Here is a 23,133-nt window from a genome sequence, read left to right on the forward strand (position 1 = left end):
GGTGGAGGCCGAACGGCCTCCACCGGCCCCCTCACCCCGCCCCGTAGATCCGCGGGGCGTTCAGCGGTTCAGAGGGCGCCGAGCGCCTGGCTGATGACGTCGGCGGCCTCGATGACCTCACGGGTCAGGGCCAGCCGCTGCCCCTCGGCCTCGGTGTGGCTGCCCAGGAGAGAAGTGGGCCCCCACAGGGAGATGGCGGCGACGATATCGCCCGAGGCATCCCGGACCGGCGCGGCGAGCGAAGCACGCCCCAGGGCACGCTCCTCGGCCTCGACGGCGTAGCCGGTGCGCCGGACGGTGTCGATCTCGCCGTCGAGGAGGTCATGACTGGTGGTCGTGTACTCGGTGTGCGCCACCAGCGGCTCGGGAAGCAGCGTGCGGCGCTCCTTGGGCGTCAGACCCGTCAGCAGGCACTTGCCGATGCTGGTGGCGTGCAGCGGAGCACTGTGCCCGGCCTGCGTGTAGGACTTCGGGGCGCGGGTTCCCTCGAAATTGCACAGGAACATCAGCTCGGTGCCGCGGCGGATGGCGACGTTGGCCCCCAGCCCGGTGCGGGTGGCGAGGTCCTGGAGGACCATGCGGGCGGCCCGGTGGACGGGATGGCGGTTGAGCGCGGTGGCGGCCAGCGGAAGGATCCCGAGGCTGAGCCGGTAGAGATTGCTGACCGGATCGCGTTCGACCATGTCGAGACGTTCAAGGGTGGACAGCAGCCGGGATGTTGTGGAGGAGCCCAGCCCGGTGAGCTCGGCGACATCGGAGACGCGCAGTTCAGCACGGCCGGAGTCGAGTGCGCGCAGCACCGAGACCGCTCGTTCGACACTCTGGTTCGTCCCGACGTCGGTCGCCCGAGTAGCCATGACCCTCCTTATTTTGCAAATCGCTTGCACAATCTGCATCAGCATACCGTGCGGGTCCGGGGCCGTTCCAGGAAATCGTCAGCCCACAGCCGGAACAAATACAGCCCGTATCCCCCCACCCACAAGATCTCCGGGACCGAATACCCCACCGCCACCGCCAGCACACAACCCACACACCGCGAGCCCGAACCGGCGGACCGCACCCTCTCCCGCCCACGGCACCGCTGCCCCTGCCGGGAAACCCCTGCCTCAACCGCACCGAACAACTCCCGCCTGCCCCGCCTCGTTGCCGGCGCGCGGGGGATTCTCCTGGGGAATGACCCGCGCCCAGCCCCCGCCGACGGCGGGCGGGATTCAGTACGGCGCGAACCCAGCACGGGTTCGTCCAGAACGGACGTCAGTCAATTCGCAAGACCGGACGATGGGCACGCCGAGCGCATGGTGCCTGGGTCAGGCCACCCTGCCCCGGGCCGTTGACCGGTCCCTGCCTCGTGCAGAAGCCTGATGCGAGCCCGAACTCCCCGTGAGCTCGCCAAGCTTCCGTTCGCACACCGCCTTACGTCGTTCACCGGGGCAATGGAACGAGAAGGCACCTACGAGTGGCTTCACTTCGGCGGCTGCGATGTCGAGGACGTAGATGGCGGAGGCTCCGGCTTCACCGAGTCCGCGTTCTCCGCAGTGGCTCTCTGCGCGATGTCGACTTCGACGGAGCCGTACTCACCAACATCACCTTCCCCGGCTCGACCCTGGACCGAGCGCACTTCGACAACGCCAAGATGACGAAGGCCGACCTGCGGGAGGCTGCCGGGCTGAGTATCGTTTCCGGGCTCGAAGCCTTGAAGGGCGCAACGATCAGCACCTATCAACTCCTGCACATGGCACCAGCACTGGTGCAGGTCCTCGGTCTCACTGTGAAGGACGAGTAGATGCGTGCACCAGAGGGCTCGCCAGAAGAAGCATCACCCCGGCCGGTGAACGGGCCCCGCCCAAAAGATGGCGGTGCAGGCGGGAGTTTCAGGACCTCAGCTCAGGTCCTTGCGCATGCACCAGGTGCGGGGGCCGTTGTCAGGGAGCTGGACGTCGGCTGTGACCTTGAAACCGAGTCGCTCGTAGAAAGCCACGTTCCGCTCGCTGGAGGTCTCCAGGAACGCCGGATACCCGGCGCGTTCGGCCGCTTCGAGACCGGGAAGCAGCACCGCGCTGCCAAGACCCTGTCCCTGGGCCTCGGGGGCGGTTCCCACCGTCTCCAGGAACCATCCCGGCTCCTGCGGCCGATAGGGCACAACAGCCTGCTCCGCGGATGCAGAGGCAGCCGCTCGATCACCGCTGAGTTCGCCGAGCATCGGACCGAGCCCGGCAAAGGCGGGCGAGGGGTCCTGGTCGGGGATAGCCCAGACAGCCACAGCGCGCCCCCCGTCGGCGACCCATACTCGGCCGTAGACCATTCCGATGCGAGTCAGGCACAGCTCCTGGTATCGCCGGATTCGGTCCTCGTGACCGTCCGCGGCGATCACGTGCCGGGTGAAGGGATAGTCGGCGAAGGCCCGGGCAAGAGTGTCGACCGCAGTGGGGACGTCGGCGTCGGTGATGGGACGTACGGAAGGGGCGTTCTGGTGCTGCGGCATGTTCACCAAGCGATCTTGACAGCAGGTCGTCCCCTCGGCAACGCATTTGAACTGGGTACCCGTGGGCGCTGTCACGCTGTACGGCCCGTGGGATGATCTTCGGGTTGATCACGTTGGGAGAGCCGTCCGTGGCGTGTGCACCGCCGTCGTACAAGGGGCACCGACACCCGGTCGAGGTCATCTCGCACTGCGTGTGGCTGTACTTCCGGTCCCGCTCGGTTCTCCGTGAGATGGAGGAGCTGATGCCCCAGCACGGCGTGACCGTCTCCCACGAGACCGTGCGCCGCCGGTGTCTGAAGGTCGGCCAGGCGTACGCCAGCGCGCTGCGCTGCCGGTTCCAGGAACGAAATCGGCGCGTTGTTTTTCTGTGAGCGCTTACGGGCTCGTGCATGGTTGGCGGTGAGACGCCGAGCTCTGGATCGTCGATCATGGCTGCGTGGTGGGGAACATGACTCGCACAGCAATCATCAGCGGACGGAGGACAACGGGGCTGTCGTCCACTGTGATCGCTGAACTCGTTGCCGCGGCAGGACCGTTGTGGCATGAACGCACCGGGCCAGGCCTGGATCCCGCCGTGTCCCAGAATTCGGGCCTCGGCGCCCATCACCGGACGGCGCCGCCGCTCTTCCAGGTGTGAGAACAACACCTCAAACTTCACCACGAGTTGGCCACGGACCTCGCCGTATATGCGCGTACCACACCAACAAGCAGGTGAGATGGAGGGTGCGGCTTGCGAGCGGCCTCCCGACCTCCGTCATTCCTTCCATGAACATGTGCGGTCGCGCCCGCGTCGCGGAGCGCTGTCCGTGCCGGGGAGCCTGCCGCGGCGCGGAGAGGCACGGGACCTGCTGGACCCGGAAGCCTCCGGTCGCCCCCTTCGGCATCGGCATGGAGGTCCGGGTCTTGCGGGGACCGGTCGGCCGTCCGCCCCCGGCTCACACGCCGGCGGAAATGTGAGCGTTCTGCCACCTCGGTGAAATCGGTCACCCTAACGGGGTAATGCCCGACAGATCACGGGACAGTACATTGAGGATGGCAATGAAGAAGACAAGTGACTGAGCTTCAGATATGCCTATGTCCGAGCGCCCAACGCGGTTTGCTCAGTACCAGTAGCAGAATCGCGAAGAGGGGCCGACATGGCCGCCTTTGATTCCCACCCCAAGGACATGGCCGGCTGCGGGAACGCGTAGCTGGATGACGATCGATGTCATGTCAGCCCGGGCCCGGCGAGCGGTCCGCCAGAGGGTCTTCTTCCGCTCCCCGGTTGCGCGGCCGGCTTCAGGTTCGCCGGTATCCCCCCAACGCGCCTGCCCCAGCTCGCCTTTCGTCCGTTTCGGCCGACGAGCCGGCGCCCTCCTCCTCGTGCCCCAACCGCGCCAAAGTGGCATGGCGCGCACCGTCACTCCCCCCACTCAACCTCACAAAAGGAGTTGGACCATGAGTGAATGCGGCTGCGGGCATTCCCCGATCGCGATCGGCGGCTGTCAGCCCTCCAATCCGGCCTGTCCCCCTGTTGCTTGTCCCGGCTCCAAGCCGTGCGAGCACTGCGAGACGACCCCATTGCGCGACTCCGCGCCGTACCGGGTCGCAGCGACCGCGAGCAGCACCGACCCGACGCCGTACTACACCATCGCCAACACCCACGCCGCACTTGACCCCGTCGTCGCCCAGACCATCCTGAACAGCGGCACGGGCACGTTCCCGGCCGACGACGGAACGCACAACGGCCAGCACACCTGGCTCGCCGGCGTCGTGCACATCGACCCTTCGTCACTGCGCGGCAACCCCACGAGCGTCACGATCAGCGCCTCGGTCCATGTCCACAACGACGGCAGGAACACGGCCTGCCAGCTCTATGGCCGCTTCGCCCTGTGGAACGGCACGACCTCGATCCGCTCCGATCTCCTGGGCCCACCCGATCTGCCGGCGGGTGGGGACGACAACGGCGTCATCCCACCGACCACCGTGTCTCTCGCGGACGTCCTCGCGGGAAAGATCGTCGTCGAGCTCAACCTGGAAACAGGCAACGACGACACCTGCCGAGTCGGCCCCAAGCGGTGGACCGTCGACAGCTTCGTCCTCACCGTCCAGGCGTCCGCCCCGGGCTGCGGAAGGCAGTTCCTCCGTACGACCTGCCGTAACTGCGACGGCGCGGTCACCTGCACGAGCGACACTCTCGACGGCTCGACCCCCTACGCCGCGGTCCCGCCGGTCATCCCGGTCGCCTCCTGCCAGGATGGATGCGCCACCGCCCGCCCTCCGTGCATCTCCACCGACCGGAGCAACGCCATCACCCGGGGCAGCGACGGGTGTCTGTACGCGCCCGACACGCCTGCTCTGGACCCATCCCCGTGCAATGCCGCACGGAACACGACCGGTGGGCTACTCGTGCCGCGGATCGACCTGACGGGTATCGCTCCTGGCGGCAACAGCAGCATCGAACGGTCGGTGGACATCGACGTCACCGGGACGCCCGGCTGCCCCGAAACGTGGGAGATCGGCGCCCGCCTCACGCCGGTGAGCGCATTCCTCAACGCCGAGCGGCAGCACGCCAACCTCCTGGCCCTGGCCGGTACCGACGTGCCGATCCCCGAGTCCGACATCGTGCTCCCGGAAGCCGGGGTCTACCACATCGACAGCGATGTACGCTACGCGCTCGGTTCCGCCACCGGCGGCAGCGGCTACATCATCGGCTGGCTCAAGGACGAGACCACGGGCACCCTCCTGACGAGCTTCACCCAGATCGCGGCGATCAACGCAGCGAGGCAGGAGCAGCAAGGCGGAACCACACACATCATGACCGAGTACACGGTCGCCTCCGGCCCCCGGACGGTCCGCCTGCACCTGATGTTCGTCCTCACCGGCGGCAAGATCTCCAACGCCGAAGCCGGCGGCACCGACAGCAATGGCGCAACCCGGATGCGCTTCCTCAAGGTCAGGGATTAGGGCCAATACCAGTGACTTCGGTGGTGATGTGTCGTTGGTTGTGGTGTGCCGAGGCCTGGACAGGTGAAGTCGTCGTGTGCGCGTTTGTCGGACCGGATTGCCCTGGGTGTGCTGACTCAGGTGTTTCCGCCGGGGCTGGTGGATGAGGCGGTTGCGGACTGCGGGCGTGTGGAACAGCGGTCGCGGCTGCTGCCGGCCCGGGTCGTGGTCTATTTCGTGCTCGCCATGTGTCTGTTCTCCGGATAGGGCTATGAGGAGGTCGCGACGCTGCTGACTCATGGTCTGGAACGGGTGCGGCGATGGGAGAAGCCGTGGCGGGTGCCGACCACGGCGGCGATCGGCCGGGCCCGTCGGCGGCTGGGGCCGGAGCCGTTGAAGGTGCTGTTCGAGCGGGTGTGCCGGCCGGTCGCGACCAGGGAGACGGCCGGTTCCTGGTACCGGCGGTGGAGGCTGGTCGCGGTGGACGGCACGGTCCTCGATGTCCCGGACACCGAAGCCAACGCCAGCTTCTTCGGCCGGCCCGGCTCGGGCCGGGGACATCAGCGGAGCGCGTATCCGCAGGTGAGAGTTGCCGCGTTGGTGGAGTGTGGGACACATGCGCTGTTCGCCGCGCCCACCGGTCCGCTCACCGTGCACGAACAGCACCTCGTCCCCGGACTGCTGGACCGGCTCGGGCCCGGGATGCTGATGATGGCCGACCGGGGCATCACGGGCTTCGAACTGTGGCGGGCCTCGTCCGGCACGGGCGCCGACCTGCTGTGGCGGGTCCGCAAGAACATCGTGCTCCCGGTTCCTGAACAGCTCGGTGACGGCTCCTACCTGTCCCGGATCACGGCCGCCGATGACCGTGCCCACCGCGACCCGGCCCCGGTCCGGGTGATCGAGTACACACTCGACGGAGACGACGGCACGGTCTACCGGCTCATCACCACCGTCTGCGATCCGGACCAGCCCCCGGCCGCAGAACTGGCAGCCCTCTACCACCAGCGGTAGGAGATCGAGAACACCCTCGACGAGATCAAAACCCACCAGGGCGGCCGCCAACCGGTCCTGCGCTCGCAACACCCGGAGGACGGCGTCGAGCAGGAGATCTACGGATTCCTCCTGGTCCACCACGCCCTCAGAGACGCCATCCACGACACCGCCCACCAAGCCGGTCTCGACCCGGACCGGATCTCCTTCACCCGCGCCCTGAACGCCGCCCGCCGCCACGTCACCGACCAGGCGGCACTTTCCCCCCTCACGGCTGAAACGGGCCCTCTCCCACATCAGCAGCGAACTGCTGGAACGACTCCTGCCACCCCGCCGACCACGCGCCAACCCCCGCGTCATCAAACGCAAGATGTCCAGCTGGCACCTCAAACACCCCCATCACCACAACTCACCACAACCACCAGCCAGAACAGTCACACTCATCCCACCCACCAAACCCACCAGCAGACGCCAGAAGAGTCCTTAAAGTAGCGGTACTGCTACTAGTAGGGCTTTGTTAGGTGGTGTCGTAGGGCTGCCATGGGGTGGGTTGTTGGCAGGTGGGGCAGGTGGGGCAGTTGCCGGTCCAGGTGGCCAGAGGTGTTGGAGGAGGGCCAGGGTCTGGTAGAGGGTCAGGCCCTGGCAGGGACTTTTGGGCAGGTCCGCTGTTCGGTCAGGAAGAGGTGGGCGGCGGTGACGAGGGTGACGTGCCGGTGCCATCCGGTGAACGAGCGGCCCTCGAAGTGATCGAGTCCGAGGGTGGTCTTCAGCTTTCGGTAGTCGTGCTCGATGCGCCAGCGCAGTTTCGCGAGGCGGACGTGATCGCGGGCGGGAATGTCAGCCGGCAGGTTGGAGATCCCGTACTTGACCGCCTCGTCCTCGCCTTCCGGCCACTGTGCGATCAGCCACCGCAGCGGAATGACACCGTCCGGGGTGGGCTTCGGGCGACGGCCCGCCAGGCGGACGCGCAAGAACATGAAGCGGGCGGACATGGCGGCTTTCGAGCCCTTGCGCCAGGTGACCGCGACCGCGCTGTCGTGTCCTTGGGCCAGGACGTGTTTGCGCAGGCTGACCGGGTGGGTGCGGTAGCGGGGCAGTGGACGCGGCCCGAGGCCGCCGTAGGGCGGCCGGTGCGGCACGGCCGACTCGGCGTGGGCGGTCATCTCGCCTTTGACCTGCAGTGCGTAGGCCAGACCGCGGTCTTCCCGGCCGTGGCGGAAGTCGGCGTTCGCCCCGTAAACGGTGTCCGCGACCAGCACCGCGGGCCGCAGCCCGACCGTGGCCAGTTCGTCAAGCATGTCCAGCGCGAGCTGCCACTTCGCCCGGTGATGCTCGCCCTCGGGGATCCGGCAGCGGGCCCGCTGGCCGGCAGCCATGGCCCCGTCCCAGCTGCCGGGCAGGAACAGCCGCCAGGACAGCGGGCACGAAGCGGTGTCGGACACGGCATGGACACTGACCCCGATCCGGCAGTTGCCGACCTTGCCCAGGGTGCCGGAGTGCTGCCTGGCCACCCCGGGCGAGGATGTCCCGTCCTTCGGGAACCCGGTGTCGTCCACCACCCACACCTGCGGCCGCACCACCGCCACCGCCCGACGGGCCAACCTGATGCGAACCGTGTCCACCGGCCAGGTCGACGACGTCATGAACTGCTGCAACTGCTGATGGTCCACACCCAGACGCCCGGCCATCGGCTGCATCGACTTCCGCCGCCCGTCCAGCAGCAGACCCCGCAGGTACAGCTCGCCCTTCACCCGCTGATCCGCACGCGCCAACGGCGCGAACACCTCCCCGGCGAACTCCTCCAACCGAACCCGACACGCAGCGAGTTCATCCACCCTCATACCAACAGGAAACCACCAGAACAGCCACGTGCCCAGAGACGTAACAAAGCCCTACTAGGGCCTGTCTCCTCGATCACGGGCCGGTTCTGGGCCTACTCAAGCACGGTTGACGCGGCCGGCTTCAGGGTGCGGAGCGGTCGATCGAATCGAGGAGCTGGAGTTCTTCCTCAGCCAGCCGCAGTGTGCCCGCTGCCATATTGGCGACGAGGTGTGCGGGGTTGCCCGTGCCGGGGATGGCCAGTACATGTGCGCCGTGCTGCAGGATCCATGCCAGGCGTACCTGCGCCGGTGAGACCCCGTGCGCGTCGGCGACGGCGCGCACCTCGTCGTGCTCGGCCTGGACGGCTCCGGCCTCGCGGCCCTTCCCGGCGATGGCGAAGAAGGGCACGAACGCGATGCCGCGCGCTGCACATTCGCGGAGCATCTGTTTGCCGCTGGGCATGTCGATGCCGTAAGGGTTCTGGACGCAGACCACTGGTGCGATGGCCTGAGCCTGGGTCAGGTGCTCCGGGCGGGCGCCGGAGATTCCGAGGTGGCGGACGAGCCCGGCTTCGCGCAGCTCGGCGAGGGCCCCGAAGTGCTCGCTGATGTTGTCCTGGCCCATGATGCGCAGGTTGACCACGTCGAGGTGGTCGCGGCCGAGCTGGCGCAAGTTCTCTTCGACCTGGCCGCGCAGTTGGTCGGGGCGTGCCGGATCGGCCCACTCGCCGGAGGCGTCCCTGGCGGGGCCGACCTTGGTGGCGATGACAAGGTCGTCCGGGTACGGAGTCAGCGCCGAGTTGATCAGTTCGTTGGCGGAGCGCAGCCGGGAGAAGTAGAACGCTGCGGTGTCGATGTGATTGACGCCGAGTTCGACTGCGCGGCGCAGAACGGCGATGGACTGGTCGCGGTTGCTGGGGGTGCCCTGGTGGAAGGCGGCGCTGCCGGTCAGGCGCATGGCGCCGAAGCCGATCCGGTTGATCGTGAGGTCACCGAGCAGCCACGTTCCCGAGGCTGCAGCAGAGACCGCGTGCGACGTCATCTCTTCCATCAACTCCATCTGGTCGGCTGTCGCCTCTCGTTCGTTCGGGGCGACGCAGCCCTGGAGTATGCGCAGGTGACAGGCATGGCGGGAAGGCGCGGAACGGTGGGGGAATGTCACAGCCCGGACGGGAATCCTGAATGTGTGCTCCGAGTTGTTACTGGTGAAGCATCCGCCTGTCAGGAGCGGAGCCAGATGAGGAGCGCGGCAGCGGTGACGGTGCCGAGGTAGACGTATCCGCGCTTGTCATAGCGGGTGGCCACGGCTCTGAACCGCTTCAGCTTTCCGATGGCCCGCTCCATCGTGTTGCGGTCTTTGCAGCGGGCTTTGTCGAAGACCGGAGGTCGTCCGCCGCGTGAACCTCCGGCGCAGGCGGGCGGCGTTGTGGTCCTTCTTCTCCGGGATCACGTGCCGGATGCCGCGCTTGCGGAGGTAGGCGCGGGTCTTGCGGTTGCTGTATGCCTTGTCGGCGCTCACGCTGTCCGGCGTGCTGCGGGGTCGGCCGGGCCCCTCCTGGGGAACGCGGATCTGGTCCATGACCGGCTCGAACTGGGCGCAATCCGCCCACTGTCCCGTAGTGATGAGCAGGGCCGGCGGGCGGCAGCGGCCCTCCGCAGCAACATGAATCCTCGTGGTCGGACAGCCGCGTGACCGGCCGATCCCTTCGCCGGCCTCACCGCCTGCTCCAGCAGGTCGCGCAGCTTCTTCACCGTTGGCAGTTGCTGAACCCGCCAGAACGAGCGAGGACTGGGACGGACCGCGACCGGACATCCCTCGGAACAACTCGGGGCCAAGCCCCTGCGGCCTCCCGCTGAGCGAGCAAACTGGACACATCATGCACATCCCTCCATCAATCCTGAGGGCAGAATGTGCGATCGGGCCCGCACCACATCATCGAATCGAATGCCCGTCTGGTGAAAGTCGTGTGACGGCCCGCCGCTTCAGGTTTACTCGCGTCATGAATGTTCGGACACCCTCAGCGCACAACACCGGCCTGTTGACCGACAGGACCGTGATGATCACCGGAGCTTCGAGCGGCATAGGCGAGGCAGCAGCACGGCTCTTCGCCTCCGAGGGCGCGGCCGTCGTCCTCATGGCCCGCCGGGAAGACCGGCTCAGGGACCTCGCCCACGAAATCGAGACATCCGGTGGACAAGCAGCCTGCAGTGTCGGCGACGTGACGCGGGCCGACGACGTCGAGCGCGCCGTCGCGACGGCCATCGCACGCTTCGGCCGCCTCGACGGCGCCTTCAACAACGCCGGCTACGCCGGTTCTGCCTTCGGCCGATCGCACGAGCTGCCGGAAGAGGATTTCGACCGCGTCATGGATGTCAACGTACGGGGGACATGGAACTGCCTGCGCCGTCAGATCCCTGTCATGCTGGACGCCGGCCACGGGGCGATCGTCAATACCGCCAGTTCGGCGGGCCTCATCGCCACCGGTGCACCGTCTCCCTACCTCGCGGCGAAACACGCCGTCCTGGGCCTGACGAAGGCCGCGGCTGCCGAATACGGGACGTACGGCATCCGCGTCAACTCCCTGATCGTGGGCACCACTCGGACGGAAATGATCAACGCGGCGGTGACGGCCAACCCGGCTTTGGAGACAGCATTCGTCGCACGCCAGATCCAAAAGCGGATGGCCGAGCCGCAAGAGGTGGCGGAAGCGGCCCTGTGGCTGCTGAGCGACCGCGCCTCATTCGCCACCGGCAGCCACGTGGCGGTGGACGGCGGCATTCTGGCCATCTGAGCGGCAAGGGGCCCGGGGCAGCCGACGTCGCCAGGCACCCACGCACGGGCGTCGCCGTGATCACGGCGACGGAATTGCCCTGCACAACCCCGTTCGCCCAGCCGAGCCCGAAGCAGCCCGGGAACCCTGTGACCGCCCCAAGTGTATTGATCGCGAGCGTTGTTCACAGGGCTGGGTCCTGATCGAGGCCGGAGCCATGGGCTGTGCCTTTCGGGCGGTCTTCGGTGTGATGCCGCGGGCCCGGAGGAGGCGGGGGTACTTGTCGTAGTCGTAGCCGTGGTCGGCGGACAGCCGGCCCGGCCGGTGCCTCGGCCGCCCGCGGACCCCGCGGATGCGGGGGATCGCGTCCAGCAAGGGCATCAGCTGAGTGACGTCGTGACGGTTCCCGTTGGTCAACGAGACGGCCAAGAGAGGCGTGCCGGTCGACGATCAGGTGGTGCTTGCTGCCCGGACGCGCGGTCGACCGGCGAACGGCGAAGGTCCGGTGTGAGCCCCCTTTGAGGGCCCGGACGCGGGAGCCGTCGACTGCCACTTCGGTCATGTCCAGCAGGCCCGCGGCCCGCGGCTCGGCCGGCAGTACCTCGTGCGGCTGCGGTCGGACACCGGCCTCGGACCAGTCCCGCAGCCGGCGCCACGCCGTCACACCGCCGCAGCCGACCGGTCCAGCCGGAACGCCCCGCCGGCTCACGCCCTTGCACAGCACGTAAGCGACGCCCCGCAACACAGCCCGGTCAGTTCACGGGATGCGGCAGCGCCGGTCGCAGGTGCTCAGTGGCGGTACGCGGCTCTCGCGATCTCGACGAAGGACCGGATCAACGGGTTGGTGTCACCTTCGTTCCACACCGCGACCACTCGGCTCGGCGCCATGTCGACCAGCGGTACCACGGCCAGCTCTGCGGGCAGGTCGTGTCCGAGCGGGGCCAGGCCGACCGTGCCGTTCCACAGCACGGCCTGCAGGCATTCCTGGACGGCGCGCACCACTGGGCCCTCGCGCGGCCTGCCGCCGTTCCAGTACGACTGCCAGATGGGGTCGGTGCCCTGCGGGAACTGGAACCAGCGGCGGTCGCTCAGCTCGGCCAGCCGCAGCCGGTCGCGCCGGGCCAGCGGATCGTCGGCGCGCAGGACCACGCCGACCGGATCGGTCCGCAGCGCACGCACCGTCAGGGCAGTTTCGTCGAACGGCGCCCGGGTCAGGGCGATGTCGACCAGCCCGGCGCGCAGCCCGCACGTCGGGTCGGTCAGGTCGGTGTCGCGGATGCGGATGTCGATGCCGGGGTGGCTTCGGCGGTAGGCGGCGGCCAGCCTGGACACTCCCGGGTCGGTGCCATCGCCCAGGATGCCGACAGTGATGGTCGCGACGCCGGCCGCCGCGCTCACGCGTACACGGACGCGGTCGGCGTGGTCGAGCAGGGCCCGCGCCTCGTCGAGCAGCACCGTGCCCACCGAAGTGAGCGTGACGCCGGTGGGCGAGCGGGCGAAGAGCAGGGCCCCGACATCGGCCTCCAACTGCTTGATCGCCCGGCTCAGCGGCGGCTGACTCATGTGCAGTCGGGTTGCGGCCCGGCCGAAGTGGAGTTCCTCGGCGACCGCCACGAAGTAGCGCAAGGTTCGTAGCTCCACGCTGCAACGATACCCACGGGGTATCGGTGCTGCGGGATGGGTCTTGGACACCGGCGGGGTTCCGGCGGTGCACTCGTGAGCATGACCGAAGAAGCGAAGACCAGCGAGCCGCAGGCCGAACCCACCGTATCGGTGGTGGGGCCCGGTGACGGCGAGACGATCGTTCTGGGCACCACGCGCATGCGTGTTCTGGAGGACGGCAGCCACACCGGGCACCGTCTCGCGATCGCCGAGTCCGTCCTTGCCCCGCACACCCAGGGACCGCCGCAGCACCGCCACGCCCAACACGACGAGGGCTTCTACATCCTCTCCGGCACCGTGCGGTTCACCGTCGGTGACGAGGACCGCGACGCCACCACGGGCACGCTCGTAATGGTTCCGCCCGGTACCCCTCACACCTTCGCCAATCCGACCGACCAGCCCGCCGTCATGCTCAGCACGTTCACCCCCGACCTGTACGTGCAGTACTTCCGAGACCTCCAGGAGGTGCTCGCCGACGGCCGGCCGCCGACGCGACAGGCCAACATCGACGCGATGAGCCGCTACGCGACCGAGCCCGCCACCGACCTCGCCTGAAGTCGACGGATGGAACGGCCCGGCCGCCCTCCTTTCGACCGCGAGGCCGTGTCACTCCCGTCTTCCGGCGGGTCCGACCCCTCGGACAACGGACCAGCCCTTCTCCAGGGCTCTTCTTGCCATCGACGCAATCGAGGGCCCCGTGAACCGGTGGCCCATGAACGGGAACGATGAACATCGCCTATTGGATCGTCGCGGGACTGCTCGCCCTCTTCTACTTCTACGCAGGCACGCTGAAGGTGATCCGCAGCCGCGAACAACTCCGGCCGATGATGGCCTGGACCGACCGGATACCCTTGCCCGCCCTCAGGGCGCTGGGGACGGTCGAAATACTCGGCGCGACCGGCCTGGTCCTGCCACCGCTGACCGGCATCGCGCCCTCGCTGGCGCCGGCCGCGGCCATCGGCTTCGTCCTCCTGCAGACCGGTGCGATCACCGTCCACCTGACCGGCGAAGACCGCCGGATCGCACTCAACGTCGGGCTCATCGTCACCGCGGCCGTGACCATCCGGCTGGCCACCAGGCTGTGATCCAGCGAGGAGCTCCGATTCCTCTCGTGACAGGTACGTCTGACACAAGGCGAGGAACCCGGCCGTGGACCGGGCCAGTTTCTCCTCGAAGGCTTGCCCTGAGCCAGGTGAGAAGCCCGTCTCCGGGGGGTACGTCCTCGTAGTTCAAAACGGGCGATCCCCCCGGCCTGCGGACGCATTCTTCACGGGGATGATCGCGTCGATGGCCTTGACGACGTTGTCGCCGACGATGTGTACGGACCGCAGCCCGAACCGTACATCGTCGCCGGCAGTCGTGAACTCGGCGACGGACTCGTTCACGTCGGGCCGGAGGTCACGGACGCCGTTCTCATCGCGGTCGGCGAGGTGGATCGCGGCCCTGTCCTCGTGGTTGCCGACCGAGGTGAGCAGGGCGGCCGTGTACTCGGCCGGGTAGTTGCGAGCTCGGCCGGCGGTGCCCTCAGCCACGCGCGGCTGAGGGCACCGCCGCATTCCGGTCGCCGGTGCCTTCGTCGGAGGCCGGCTCTCGGCGCACTTCCTCGACCGGCCGTGAAGAAGGACTCCGGCTGGTCGGCACGCGCCGCGAGATCTTCGGCTACGCCGATATCGACAAGGGTCCGCTGCGTTCGCCGCAGTTGCGCAGCCGCGATTTCTACGGTGCAGCCGTGACGGGCAGGACCGGGAACAGTTCACACGCGGGATCGCTAGCCGTCGTAAACCCCCCAGTCCCGCACGCTGCCGTGAGCGGAGCAGTCACCGCTGAAGACCCAGTAGCCCGGGCCGACCAGCGGACCCCAGATTTCGGTACCGTCCGAGCACTGGGTCCACGATCCGGAACTCCCGTAGTCGACGTTGCAGTCCGCTCTCCATGACGTGCCGTAGTTGACGAAGTTGTTGCAGTAGTTCGAGTGCTTGATCGAAGGTGCTCCGTTGCCGCCCTGAGTCACCACTACAGGCCCGTCAGGCACCTGTCGCGGCTGCGCCGTAGTTGCCGAGGCCGCGGACTCGACGGGCGTGGCACTCGCCGGTGCGGCTACGGCAACGGAGGCTCCGACCAGGACGAGCAGCAGTCCGGCCGCTGGTACCGAATAGCGTTTCATTTTCCCTCCACGGGAGCAGGAAATCGCGCGGGAGCACCGCGCAATGCACGGGACAGGCATGCCCATGCCATGGGCTGAACCGTGCGATCTCACCGTGACACGGGAGGCGCGCGGGCAATTGTGAATCAGCGCAGCGTCACTTGTGTCCTGGCGCACTCCGGGCCTGCCGTGCGGCCTCGTGGCGGAATTCCGTGGGAGTCATGCCATGGGCTGCCCGGAATGCTCTGCTGAACTCGGCCGGCACCAGGAAGCCCCACCGTGCTGCCAGCGCACTGATCGACCGGCTGCGTTGCCGGGGGTCGGTGAGGTCGGCCTGGCAGCGTTCCAGGCGCCGCCGGCGGATCGTGGCCGCGACGGTGCTCGCCTCCGTACGGAACAGTTGGTGCAGGGCACGGACGGAAATGTGGTGGTGCGCTGCGATGTGCGCCGGCGTGAGTTGGGGATTGCTGAGGTTGTGGTCGATGAAGGCGTGGATGCGGGCCAGCAGGACTTGGCGGCGGGTGTCTGCGGGTAGCCCCGATGCGGCATCGAGCCGCGTGGCCAGAAACGCGGTGGCCAGGTCGAATCCCACGCTCCCCAGGCGGAGCAGTTCCGCCTCGTCGCAGTGCGCGGCCTGGTCGCGCAGCCCGGTGAGATAGGACGTGAGGAGCGCTCCCGACCCGGTCCGGGCGGGGAGAAGTGTGGCGACCAGTTCGTCCGTCCGACCGAGGGGGAGCGGGACCGCGCCTCTGGGCAGCCGGATCATGGTGAGCCGAGGGGGCTGTCTGCCGTCCCGGAACTCACAAGCCAGAGGGGCGGAGGTGTTGAACAGGGCCATGTCGCCCGCCCTGAGCAGAATGTTGTTGCGTCGTTGCTCCAGCCCGACCGGGCCGCCGTGGACCAGGAAGAGGAAGTAGGACTCGGGATCCGCCCGCCGGATGTGGATCGGGGTGCGGCGGGCTGACATCGGGGAGAAGCGGAATGCTGACACCTGGGTCCGGGGCAGCTGCAGCGAGGCCGCCTCTCCCACGAAGGAGTCGACGCGTCCGCACGTGATCGACACGGGAATGACCGCTTCGGCGACCATCGACGACCACCATTCGAAGCCGCCGCGCGCGCTGACGCTGTTCGTTGAGACGCTCGCCGCCCGTGTGCCCGCCATCTCGCCCCCTGATCCTGAACATGACAGGTCTCATCTTCGGCTGCCCGAATGCCGACAAGCGAGCGGCTCGCCGGACAGTCTGGCAACCTCTCAGGCCGAGAAGCTGTGCACCTTGTCGCTGGAACCGTGGCGTCGAGCGTTCGATCGGCTGCGGCCCGTTCCCGCCGGCCCTGGCGGAATGCGGGGATCCGGGGAGACGGACGCGATGGCTTGCCGGCGGAGACGCTCCGGCGCCACCGGGCTTCGCGGAACAGCGTCTACTCCGACCACCGGCTTGACCCCGCTCGTGGAACTGGGCGTGAGCAAGCCCTCGGTCTCGTCTCGATCGGATGGGTGACCCTACTCACCTACCTGAACAACGCACTGGGCATCAGCCTCGACGAGCGCGTCCAGATCCGAGCGCCGCTGTTCGGGGAGTTCCATGGCGCGTTTACGGACGTTGTCGAGCCATGTGCCGAGCCTGACCATTACGCCCCCGTCAGCGCCGTCCTGACGGCTTGGCGGGCCGTTCTTCGTATCCCGGCTGTTCAAGGACTCCCGGGGGGACTCTCAGGTGTCCTTCCCGGCGTGGAACTGTCGTGTCGCCGCGAGGTTGAGGGCCCACTTGGCTTCTTGCGTCTGCTTCACCGGGCGCTCGTCCTCCTGGACCGGTGTGATCTTGAGGGTGTTCTCCAGGATCCACTGTTGCACGGGCAGCAACTGCTCCTGCCCGAACCACTGCGCCGTGACCCAGAGCCCGAGGTCCTCGCCCTGGACGATGACGTCGCCGCCGGCCATGGGGGAGTGTGCCGCCGGCCTGGACGCGGTTGTGGACGAGGCGGTAGAAGCGCTGCCGGCCGCCGGTGCCCCATGCCGGGCACCATCCCGGAGCGATCGCGTCGGCTCATCCTGCCGCGCCGCGGGCATCGCCCCGGCCGCCGAGGGGATGGGGAGGCCGGCCGCGCGCAGCTCCTCGTGCTCCCGCACCCTGCGCACCGTCGCCCTCGCGTTCTTCGCCCACACCGATCGGATGCCCCTACCGCACCGCAGTGGTGCCCGTGCACTGCGGCGTACTCCTTGGAGACGGGCGACCCCGCCCGCCCAGGCCGTCTCCTGCTCCGGCCACACCATCCCGAGCTGCTCCAGTTCGGACACCCGCCCGGCCTCCAGCGTCCCGGCCGTGCAGGCGCGGCGCTGGTCGGCGATCCACTGCCCGAGCGGATTCCCGCCGACCGCGCCCCAGTCCTTTGGCGTGACGGCCGTGTACGGCACCCGCAGCACGGCGTTCCCGGTCTCCCGCAGCCACTTCCCGGCCGCCTCGATCCCGCGGCGCCAGCAGGCGCATCCGGGTCGATGACCCGCGCAGCCGGACGAACTGCGCCGCCGCCCCGGGGTCGCGTTCCTCGCTGAACCGCAGCGCCCCGCCTCCGCCCGGCTCACCCGCACGTCTGCGGTGAGTCCGCGGGCGTACCTTCCGTCTCTGGTGTTCGTACCGTCGGGGGCGTCGCGTCGTCGATCACACGAAGTGCGACCCGACGGCCAGAGCTCATGAGACACCCAGGTCGCGAAGAACACCTGCACATCCACATGCGTCAGGCCGCCCCGGCCGGTGCGATACGGGCGGCCAGGAAGGCGAACGCGAGTGCCAGGGCGGCCTGCACGGTCACGGCGACGGCGAAACCGTGGGGCAGCCCGGCGGCGGGACCGCCCGCCGTTGCGGTGGCCACGGCGTGGAAGACGCCTCCCAGGAGCGCCACGCCCAGGCCGAGACCGAGCTGCTGCAGCGTGGTGAAGAGCCCGCCGGCGACACCCGCCGCCCACGTCGGTGTGCGGGACAGGACCGTGCGGAGGACCGGCCCGTACATCAGGGCCTGAGTGACACCGAGCACGATCAGGAGCGGCTGCAGAGCCGACGGAGATCCACCGCGGGTGCCGTTCACGGTGAGGGCGAGGCCCAGGAGCACAGCCGCTTGACCGATGGCCGCACCCGTCATCGTCCAGCGTCCGGTGCGGCGTTCCACGGCAGGCAGGGCGAGGGCGGTGACGACGAACGCCGCGCCGAACCCGAGCAGCAGCACGACGGCGCCCCAGGCGTCCACGCCGAACGCGCCCTGGGAGAGCGCCGAGAACTCGTACAGAAAGGCCCCGTAACCGGTGAAGAACAGCAGCGTCATGATCAGGCCCTGGCGTACGGCCGGCGTGCGCAGCACGCTCGGCGGTACGACGGGCAGTTCGTCGCGGCGTTCCGCGGCACGTTGCGAGCGGGCGAAGACGGCGAGCACCGCACCGCCTGCGGCCAGCATCGCGAGCACCGGGGCAGGGCCGCCCGCGGAGGTGCCGAGTGTCAGGGGCACCACGACGAGGAGCAGGCCCGTGCCGAGGAGCGCGGCCCCGCGCAGGTCGAGCGCGAGCGGTGCCGTCGAGCGCGACTCGGGCACGGTGCGCAGGGCGAACAGCGCGGCCGCTCCTATCGTCCCGGTGAGCATCTGGACGAGCCGCCAGCCCCAGTGGTCACCGGCGGCCTGGGCCACGGCGCCCGCGAGGAGCTGTCCGGTGACGGTCGCGATGCCGCTGACGGCGGCGAACAGTGTGACGCCCAGCGCCCGCAGCTTCTCGGGCGCCGTGGACTGGATGGTGGACAGGACCTGCGGGGTGAACAGGCCCGCGGCGATGCCCAGTACGGCGCGCAGCGCGACGAGTGTGACCAGGTTCGGTGCGAGTGCGGCGAGGACGGAGGCCGCGCCGAACGCGCCGACGCCGGCAGCGAGCAGTCGGCGCCGTCCGAACCGGTCGCCCAGGCGCCCCGCGACGACGAGGGTCGCGGCGAACGCCGTGGTGTACGCGGACAGCACGAGCTGCCCGCCCGACACGGTCACGCCGAGGTCATCGGTGATCGCGGGTTCGAGCAGGTTTACCGACCCGAACGTCATGTTCACGGGCAGGTAGGCGACGAGCAGGACAGCGAGGCCGGCGCCGGTGAGGGCACGCGCCGGGTGCGGCGCCACAGTGTGCGCGGTGGGAACGGTCTGTGTGGTCATGACCACGACTCTGCGCCCCTGGTCATCCTGGTACCAGGAGCCCAGCTATAGGGGTACCAGCACTACCTGGATCCACCGGCCCCGAGCCATGACACTGGGGTGGTGACCTCTTCGACACCCGACCGCAGCACCCTCGGCGCCTTCCTGCGCGCCCGCCGCGCCCGCGTCACCCCCGGTGAGGTGGGCCTGCCCGCAGGCGGCCGACGCCGTACACCCGGTCTGCGGCGCGAGGAGGTCGCGCAGCTCGCCGGCGTCGGGGTCACCTGGTACACCTGGCTCGAACAGGGGCGGGCCAAGAACGCGTCCGACCAGGTACTGAACGCGGTGGCGCGCGTACTGCGCCTGGATGCCGCCGAGCACCGCCACCTGATGGTACTCGCGGGCCGTAGCACGGCCACCGAGCCAGGACCGCCCATGGACCTACGCCCCGAGCACACCGCCGTCCTGGCCAAGCTGCTGCCGTACCCGGCCGCCGTGCAGACCGACTGCTACGACCTGGTCGCGGCCAATCGCACCTACCGGTACCTGTTCGCCGACCTGGACGCGTACCCGGTCGAGGAACGCAACTGCGCCTGGCTGATGTTCACCGAACCGAGCTGGCGCAACAGCCTGGTCGACGAGGACAGCGTCCTTCGCGAAATCACCGCGAAACTCCGCACCCGCCAGCCGGAGCACCGCGACGACCCCCGCTGGAACGCGCTGATCACCCGGCTGCGCCAGGAGTCGCCGGACTTCGTACGGCACTGGGAGTCGTACGAAATCGTGGGCGACCGCACCCAGCTGCGCCGCTACCAGTCACCGCGCGTCGGCGCCCTCGACGTCCAGTTCCAGAGCCTGTGGCTGGACCGGGCGCGGGGCGAGCGGATCATCGTCATGACGCCCACCGACATCGCCACCTCCCAGCGTCTGGAACGCCTGGACTCGCTGGTCGGCTCCGCACCGGCGTGGACCTCCCGCGGCGACTCCGCCGACGGTTCGGCCGCAGGGGCCTGAGGACCGGTCCGGGGCCTGAGAGCTGCACCCCGACGCTGTACGTCCCAGCCGTCCGGGCCCCGGACGCCGGCACCGGCGAGCACGACCAGGACGACGACGCGGCGGGCGCCCGATGAGCGAAGACCACGTCGTGCTCTACGACCCCCACGGCCTGATCGACGCCGCCCCCCGGACCACGCCCCGCACGAGGCACTCGTCATGGCCGTCCTCGCGTGGAAGAACCCGGACCTCGAACCCCGCGACTACGAGCAGATCGCCCTCCAGCTCACCGGGCACGCCCACGCGGTGGTCGCCGACGTACGGCACCACGCCCCGTTCCTGCCCAGGAGCGACGGCCGCGGAGCCCTCTCCGAAGTCGTCCTCCGCGAAGCCGACAGGCGCCTGTCCGCCCCGCTGGAAGACACCGCCCGCTGCGCCCAGAACCGTGCCCGCCTCGTACGGGCCCTCTACACCCGGCTGGACCGCCTCGCAGAACCCCTCCCGGCCGCCCCACAGGCACTGGACTACTGGACTGCGGCCCAAGACCCCGGGGTCTTGGGCCGCAGTCCAGTGAAGCTCTGCCGCATTCCTCTGGCGGTGTGTAGTCAGCGGTTCCCAACTGGTCGCTTCCCGTCGAGACCGGTGCCGGATCGAGGTTGTCCAGTACCGCAACTCGGTTGGGTTCAGGTTCGACGTCTGACTCGACCATGACGAGCCTGCTCGTTCCGGGCGGAGTGGGTGTACATGAAAGCGGCCGGCCAGATCGGTGCAGGCAGGACTCGCTTGGCTCGTCCTATGGGGAAGACTGCGTCCTCCATCGCCCGGATCACGACGCTGCACGGGGGTGAAGGCGGGGCGGATCCGGAGTACCGGGTCGAGTACAGCCTGGTCGACGGGATCGGCGGGTACCGGAACCTGGTGAGCGTCTTCGTCCGCGGCGGCTGCGCCGCACTCGAACAGTACGGCTCTTGGACGTCGGATGTCGCTGAGTTCGAGTGCGCGCGCCGGCGGCGCGACGCCGGGTAGTCCCAGCGGGAGCCCACGCACGCGCCGCCGGAAGAACCTGCGGAAGAGCGGGTACAGGAGTCCGCGCCCTGGCCGACGCAGCCGGCTGACTCGGCCGCATCGCTCGACTGAACGGTCGGGGTGCCGTCGCTTCACCTGCCCGTCGAGGAATTCATGAGGCAGGTGGTGATCAGTTTCCACAACGGCGGTCGCCGCGGGTCCGGTGGGCAAGAGGGCACGTCTTGGTCCGTCCGGGCAGTGCCACCAGGTGCGGGGGCGATGTCAGTGCCCTGTTCTACATTGACCGCATGATCGCCTTCAGTGACTTCAACTTCAAGCTGCTTGTTATCGAAAAGCTCATGTACTGGGACGAGGTGCTGACGCCGCAGTTCAGCCTTGGGGAGCACATGCGCGAGCAGAGCGGGATCACCGACCTCTACCAGTACGCGGTCGACAACGACCTGGCCTACAAGGTCCTCCCCGAGGCGCGCGCCTACTTCGAGGGACTGGATATACCGGATGAACTGCTCCTCGCGGTCGACGAACTGACCATCGACGGTGGTCACCAGGTGTACCAGGAGTGCGCGCCGGTCTGGGACGGCGAGGACGAACTCTTCGATGTCCGCTCACTCGCAGATCTCGCCCTCGTACCGAATCTCCAACGCATCGTCGGCGCGGACGAGGCCCTGCTCGCGGTCCCCGACAAGTTGGATGTCCTCGCGGCCCGCGGCGTCACCGCCGACTGACCAAATTCAAAATCGGGCCTCATCGACGCGTCACGTTGCATCGCGCCATCTCAGCATCGTGCCCGCCGGCTCTCCATCGACTTTTTTCTCGGGCCCTCGGCAGCGTCTCCCAGAAGTGCGCGTGCTGAGTCTGTGCAGCGGATGGCGGTCTTCTCGCCGATGCCAAAGACGAGGCTGCTCGGCCTCTGAGACACCGCCGACCAGGCCCGCCGCGTCGCAGACGCCCAGGAAGAGACACCGTCCGAAGCGGTCTCCGTTCCCGCACCGTCCATGCCCGGCCAGGCCGATCCGGCAAAGCCGTCCACTGCCTCCCGGGGCCGGATCAAGATCCTCGCGCTGACCGCCGCCACCCCTGCCGCGCTGCCGGCCGGACGCTGGTACTCGGCCTGCGGAACAGAGAACCCCACCACCATCGAGGTCGGCGGCGACAGCCGCCCCGACGACGACCAGCCAGTGATCGACGAAACTCCACTGCCCCCGAAGAACAGCACCGCACCGACCAAAGGTACGCCGGACTTCCCTTCGACAGGAACGTCCTGCGTCGGTGCGCTATGGAGTCAGGAAGCGCTCAACCCTCTGCTGCAGGTCAGAGGGCAGACCAAGCAGCTTCGAGATGATCACGCGAAGCTCTCGGCCGAGTTCGGACAACTCGTCCCAGACCGATGGGTTCCTGGTGAGAACCGCGGACAGCAGATCACCTTCGTGCATGTCCCCCTCTGCCATCGGGTTCTCCCGCAGTACCTCCAGTGCCAATGGCAGGAGGTAGGGGAGACCTATGTCCTGCCCTATCAACAAGCGCATGTCCTCGACGGTCAGCTCGCCGATCGGCCGACGCCGCAAGGCGTGTGCAGTAGCGACAAGACGGGTGTCGTCGGTTGACGGGGCCGGCCAGCGAGTGCGTTCGAGCTCTTCAAGGGAACGGTCACGGTTCAAGGGGCGCGGCACCGGCCGATTGTCCTACGACCAGATCTCAAACGCGGTCCGAAACAGGCGATCCGGTCACGGGCCGCATCCCGCTGCGCCCGCCGGCCAGAAGCTGAACCAGAGCCGCCCCTGACACACGACGGGGCCCCATCCGTCTCCACGGATGAGGGCCCCACCTGGCCGAAAATGCCTGATCGGTTCGCGGTGAACATGCTGCGCGAGCCACGTGGGGCATACGTGCCCCGCCGAGAGCCTCTGACAGCGGGTGGATCGCTGTTCCAGCGTTCCACCGGAAGAGCCAGGCTGTTGCACTTGTCCCACCGCGGACAGGCCTCGGCGTTGGTAGTCACCCGGTGGCCGGCCTTGGCCCGCGGCCGTCTGGTCCTCGTTGCCGTCCCGCGCGCAGATGCCGGCCGTGGTCGAGGCCCTCACGGCCCTGGCCCGCTCTACCCGCAGTGGGTGGAGTGGCGCGGTGGCCCCGCCCACGAGTTCAGTGCCGCCTGACGTCCGA

The 23,133-nt window shown here is 68.6% G+C and carries 18 protein-coding genes and 7 pseudogenes; 12 read left to right on the forward strand and 13 right to left on the reverse strand.

The window, feature by feature from the left end; all coding sequences use genetic code 11:
- Positions 1 to 68: 68 nt before the first annotated feature.
- Positions 69 to 857, reverse strand: coding sequence for an IclR family transcriptional regulator (locus ACFVH0_RS20990; RefSeq protein ID WP_385822198.1), 789 nt, complete (start codon positions 855 to 857; stop codon positions 69 to 71).
- A gap of 599 nt (positions 858 to 1,456) precedes the next feature.
- On the opposite strand from ACFVH0_RS20990, the pseudogene ACFVH0_RS20995 reads away from it, so the two are divergent.
- Positions 1,457 to 1,603 (forward strand): annotated as a pseudogene (locus ACFVH0_RS20995) (hypothetical protein); the annotation flags it as partial.
- Between the two features lie 30 nt (positions 1,604 to 1,633).
- Positions 1,634 to 1,783 carry a hypothetical protein gene (locus ACFVH0_RS21000; RefSeq protein ID WP_385822395.1) on the forward strand — a complete coding sequence of 50 codons (150 nt, stop codon included), beginning with the start codon at positions 1,634 to 1,636 and terminating at the stop codon, positions 1,781 to 1,783.
- Between the two features lie 96 nt (positions 1,784 to 1,879).
- Here the strand turns inward: ACFVH0_RS21000 and ACFVH0_RS21005 are convergent, their stop codons facing one another.
- Complete coding sequence (locus ACFVH0_RS21005; protein ID WP_385822200.1) at positions 1,880 to 2,482, reverse strand: GNAT family N-acetyltransferase; 603 nt, start codon at positions 2,480 to 2,482, stop codon at positions 1,880 to 1,882.
- A 92-nt stretch (positions 2,483 to 2,574) separates the two neighbouring features.
- Between ACFVH0_RS21005 and ACFVH0_RS21010 the strand changes: the two are divergent.
- From ACFVH0_RS21010 to ACFVH0_RS21020, 3 genes and pseudogenes are all read left to right on the forward strand, one after another.
- Positions 2,575 to 2,817, forward strand: a pseudogene (locus tag ACFVH0_RS21010) (IS6 family transposase); the annotation flags it as partial.
- Positions 2,818 to 3,919: 1,102 nt separating this feature from the next.
- Complete coding sequence (locus ACFVH0_RS21015) at positions 3,920 to 5,428, forward strand: hypothetical protein (RefSeq protein ID WP_385822201.1); 1,509 nt, start codon at positions 3,920 to 3,922, stop codon at positions 5,426 to 5,428.
- 45 nt (positions 5,429 to 5,473) lie between these two features.
- Positions 5,474 to 6,667: pseudogene (locus tag ACFVH0_RS21020) on the forward strand (IS4 family transposase); the annotation flags it as partial.
- A gap of 365 nt (positions 6,668 to 7,032) precedes the next feature.
- Here ACFVH0_RS21020 and ACFVH0_RS21025 read toward each other — a convergent pair.
- The 3 genes and pseudogenes from ACFVH0_RS21025 to ACFVH0_RS21035 form a co-directional block, all read right to left on the reverse strand.
- Entirely contained in the window at positions 7,033 to 8,241 is a 1,209-nt protein-coding gene (locus ACFVH0_RS21025) for an IS701 family transposase (RefSeq protein ID WP_385822203.1), read from the reverse strand.
- Between the two features lie 121 nt (positions 8,242 to 8,362).
- Positions 8,363 to 9,262, reverse strand: a complete 900-nt coding sequence (locus tag ACFVH0_RS21030) for an oxidoreductase (protein WP_385822375.1) — start codon at positions 9,260 to 9,262, stop codon at positions 8,363 to 8,365.
- Positions 9,263 to 9,441: 179 nt separating this feature from the next.
- Positions 9,442 to 9,928: pseudogene (locus tag ACFVH0_RS21035) on the reverse strand (IS5 family transposase); the annotation flags it as partial.
- Between the two features lie 292 nt (positions 9,929 to 10,220).
- On the opposite strand from ACFVH0_RS21035, the gene ACFVH0_RS21040 reads away from it, so the two are divergent.
- Positions 10,221 to 11,012, forward strand: coding sequence for an SDR family NAD(P)-dependent oxidoreductase (locus ACFVH0_RS21040; protein WP_385822205.1), 792 nt, complete (start codon positions 10,221 to 10,223; stop codon positions 11,010 to 11,012).
- A gap of 184 nt (positions 11,013 to 11,196) precedes the next feature.
- Here the strand turns inward: ACFVH0_RS21040 and ACFVH0_RS21045 are convergent.
- Positions 11,197 to 11,745, reverse strand: a pseudogene (locus tag ACFVH0_RS21045) (transposase); the annotation flags it as partial.
- 35 nt (positions 11,746 to 11,780) lie between these two features.
- Complete coding sequence (locus tag ACFVH0_RS21050; protein ID WP_385822206.1) at positions 11,781 to 12,632, reverse strand: LysR family transcriptional regulator; 852 nt, start codon at positions 12,630 to 12,632, stop codon at positions 11,781 to 11,783.
- Positions 12,633 to 12,713: 81 nt separating this feature from the next.
- Here ACFVH0_RS21050 and ACFVH0_RS21055 point away from each other — a divergent pair, with 81 nt between their 5' ends.
- Positions 12,714 to 13,208: a cupin domain-containing protein gene (locus tag ACFVH0_RS21055; RefSeq protein ID WP_385822208.1), complete on the forward strand. Its 495-nt coding sequence runs from the start codon at positions 12,714 to 12,716 to the stop codon at positions 13,206 to 13,208.
- A 170-nt stretch (positions 13,209 to 13,378) separates the two neighbouring features.
- Complete coding sequence (locus tag ACFVH0_RS21060) at positions 13,379 to 13,738, forward strand: DoxX family protein (RefSeq protein WP_385822210.1); 360 nt, start codon at positions 13,379 to 13,381, stop codon at positions 13,736 to 13,738.
- Between the two features lie 144 nt (positions 13,739 to 13,882).
- On the opposite strand, the gene ACFVH0_RS21065 is transcribed toward ACFVH0_RS21060, so the two are convergent.
- The 5 genes from ACFVH0_RS21065 to ACFVH0_RS21085 all read right to left on the reverse strand — a co-directional run bounded on the left by ACFVH0_RS21065 (position 13,883) and on the right by ACFVH0_RS21085 (position 18,975).
- Positions 13,883 to 14,185 (reverse strand): hypothetical protein, encoded by a 303-nt coding sequence (locus ACFVH0_RS21065; protein ID WP_385822212.1) that lies wholly within the window; start codon positions 14,183 to 14,185, stop codon positions 13,883 to 13,885.
- 236 nt (positions 14,186 to 14,421) lie between these two features.
- Positions 14,422 to 14,817, reverse strand: coding sequence for a hypothetical protein (locus ACFVH0_RS21070; RefSeq protein WP_385822213.1), 396 nt, complete (start codon positions 14,815 to 14,817; stop codon positions 14,422 to 14,424).
- Between the two features lie 136 nt (positions 14,818 to 14,953).
- On the reverse strand, positions 14,954 to 15,958 hold the full coding sequence (locus ACFVH0_RS21075) for a helix-turn-helix domain-containing protein (RefSeq protein WP_385822214.1): 1,005 nt from the start codon (positions 15,956 to 15,958) through the stop codon (positions 14,954 to 14,956).
- A 549-nt stretch (positions 15,959 to 16,507) separates the two neighbouring features.
- Positions 16,508 to 17,524, reverse strand: coding sequence for a helicase associated domain-containing protein (locus tag ACFVH0_RS21080; protein WP_385822216.1), 1,017 nt, complete (start codon positions 17,522 to 17,524; stop codon positions 16,508 to 16,510).
- A gap of 5 nt (positions 17,525 to 17,529) precedes the next feature.
- Positions 17,530 to 18,975 (reverse strand): MFS transporter, encoded by a 1,446-nt coding sequence (locus ACFVH0_RS21085; RefSeq protein WP_385822218.1) that lies wholly within the window; start codon positions 18,973 to 18,975, stop codon positions 17,530 to 17,532.
- A 102-nt stretch (positions 18,976 to 19,077) separates the two neighbouring features.
- Here ACFVH0_RS21085 and ACFVH0_RS21090 point away from each other — a divergent pair, with 102 nt between their 5' ends.
- The 4 genes and pseudogenes from ACFVH0_RS21090 (at position 19,078) to ACFVH0_RS21105 (ending at position 21,698) form a co-directional block, all read left to right on the forward strand.
- Positions 19,078 to 19,968: a helix-turn-helix transcriptional regulator gene (locus ACFVH0_RS21090; RefSeq protein WP_385822220.1), complete on the forward strand. Its 891-nt coding sequence runs from the start codon at positions 19,078 to 19,080 to the stop codon at positions 19,966 to 19,968.
- Between the two features lie 112 nt (positions 19,969 to 20,080).
- A pseudogene (locus tag ACFVH0_RS21095) lies at positions 20,081 to 20,457 on the forward strand (restriction endonuclease); the annotation flags it as partial.
- Between the two features lie 297 nt (positions 20,458 to 20,754).
- Positions 20,755 to 20,973 (forward strand): annotated as a pseudogene (locus ACFVH0_RS21100) (DUF6357 family protein); the annotation flags it as partial.
- Between the two features lie 287 nt (positions 20,974 to 21,260).
- Entirely contained in the window at positions 21,261 to 21,698 is a 438-nt protein-coding gene (locus ACFVH0_RS21105) for a DUF6892 domain-containing protein (protein ID WP_385822223.1), read from the forward strand.
- 549 nt (positions 21,699 to 22,247) lie between these two features.
- Here ACFVH0_RS21105 and ACFVH0_RS21110 read toward each other — a convergent pair.
- Positions 22,248 to 22,643 (reverse strand): contact-dependent growth inhibition system immunity protein, encoded by a 396-nt coding sequence (locus ACFVH0_RS21110; RefSeq protein ID WP_385822225.1) that lies wholly within the window; start codon positions 22,641 to 22,643, stop codon positions 22,248 to 22,250.
- Positions 22,644 to 23,133: the final 490 nt, after the last annotated feature.

Origin of the sequence: Streptomyces sp. NPDC127117, from assembly GCF_042677325.1 — a bacterium.
Classification (GTDB): domain Bacteria; phylum Actinomycetota; class Actinomycetes; order Streptomycetales; family Streptomycetaceae; genus Streptomyces.